This window comes from Corynebacterium pilbarense, from assembly GCF_026930265.1.
Lineage (GTDB): Bacteria > Actinomycetota > Actinomycetes > Mycobacteriales > Mycobacteriaceae > Corynebacterium > Corynebacterium pilbarense.
Map to the genome: position 1 here is coordinate 1 of NZ_JANRML010000041.1, position 1,684 is coordinate 1,684.

Annotated in this window: 2 protein-coding genes; both read left to right on the forward strand. The window is 40.0% G+C overall.

All coding sequences use genetic code 11. The annotated features are described in order from the left end of the window. The coding region (locus tag NUW87_RS11295; RefSeq protein WP_269028615.1) for an RNase H-like domain-containing protein at positions 1-1,079 on the forward strand (1,079 nt) is incomplete at its 5' end. Between the two features lie 193 nt (positions 1,080-1,272). Then, the coding region (locus tag NUW87_RS11300) for a hypothetical protein (RefSeq protein ID WP_269028616.1) at positions 1,273-1,684 on the forward strand (412 nt) is incomplete at its 3' end.

Consider the following 1,684-nt stretch of genomic DNA (forward strand, 5'->3'; position numbering starts at 1 on the left):
GAGTAAAGGAGGCAGAGTATTTGGGTCATATTGTATCTCATGAAGGTGTCAAGGTAGACCCTAACAAGATTAAGGCCATGATGGACTGGACGATTCCCAAAACATTAAAGAATCTTAGAGGATTTTTGGGTTTGACAGGTTACTACCGCAAGTTTGTTCGGAACTATGGAAGAATAGCAACACCTTTAACGACACTAACTAAGAAGGATGCATTTTCATGGACTCCAGAGGCAACTAAAGCTTTTGAACAACTTAAAGAGGTGATGTGTAAAGCTCTTGTCTTGACCACTCCAGACTTCACAAAAACCTTTATTGTGGAATGTGATGCCTCGGGAAATGGAATTGGTGCTGTCCTAATGCAAGAAGGAAGGCCCCTGGCTTTTGAAAGTCGACCACTCAAGGGAAAGGACTTACACAAACCCATTTATGAGAAGGAAATGATGGCAATACTACATGCATTGAAGAAATGGCGTCCTTACCTAATAGGTAGGCACTTCAAGGTCAAAACAGATCATGATAGTCTTAAATACTTCTTGGAACAAAGACTATCTTCAGAAGAACAACAAAAATGGGTAACCAAGATATTGGGTTATGATTTTGAAATCGTCTATAAAAAGGGGAAGCAAAATGTTGTGGCAGATGCACTCTCAAGAAAGGATGAAGATGTTGAGGCCTTTCTCTGTGCTATCTCGATCATCCAACCCGATTGGATAATAGAAGCAAGGGATGAATGGAAGAATGACGAAAAAGTGTGGACTCTCATTCAAAGGTTGCAGCAGGATTCCAGTGCATCATATACATTTACATGGAAAAATGATTCACTATGGTACAAAGATCGCTTATATTTATGTAAGAAATCCCAACTCAAACAAAAGGTACTATTGGAATTGCACACCTCTCTAGTAGGAGGGCACTCAGGATTTTTGAAAACCTACCATAGAGTCAAGAAGGATTTTTTTTGGGATGGCCTTAAAACTGATGTTCAAAGGTTTGTGGCAGAATGTTTGGTTTGCCAACAAAATAAGGTGGAAACAATTAAGACCCCAGGTCTTTTACAACCATTATCCATCCCAAGTTAGCACTGGGAGGAGGTTTCCATGGATTTCATCACAGGGTTACCGAAGTCTGAAGGAAAGAGTGTCATCATGGTGATTGTTGATAGACTGACCAAGTACACACACTTTTCAAAAGCTACATGGCAGCCCAAAGATTATTGTAAGTGACAGAGATCCCATCTTCACTGGACATTTTTGGACAGAATTATTTTCTTGTTTGGGTACTCAATTGGCTCATAGCTCATCCTATCATCCTCAATCTGATGGACAAACCGAGATAGTGAACAAATGTCTGGAAGGCTACCTTCGTTGCTTTGTCTCTGATAAACAAACACAATGGTTCAAATGGTTACCCTTGGCAGAATGGTGGTATAACACTTCCTTTCATACTGCAACAAAAATGACACCATTTATGGCACTTTATGGATACCACCCTCCTTCCATCACTTCTTCTCTAAAAGAAAAATCTAAGGTTCAAGCAGTGGAAGATCACATCGAGAATCAACAACAAGTTCTCCAAATCTTAAAGGACAACCTGACCATGGCACAAAATCGCATGAAACAACAAGCAGATCAACATTGTAGTGAAAGAAGTTTTGAAGTGGGGGACTGGGTATTTTTAAGACTAC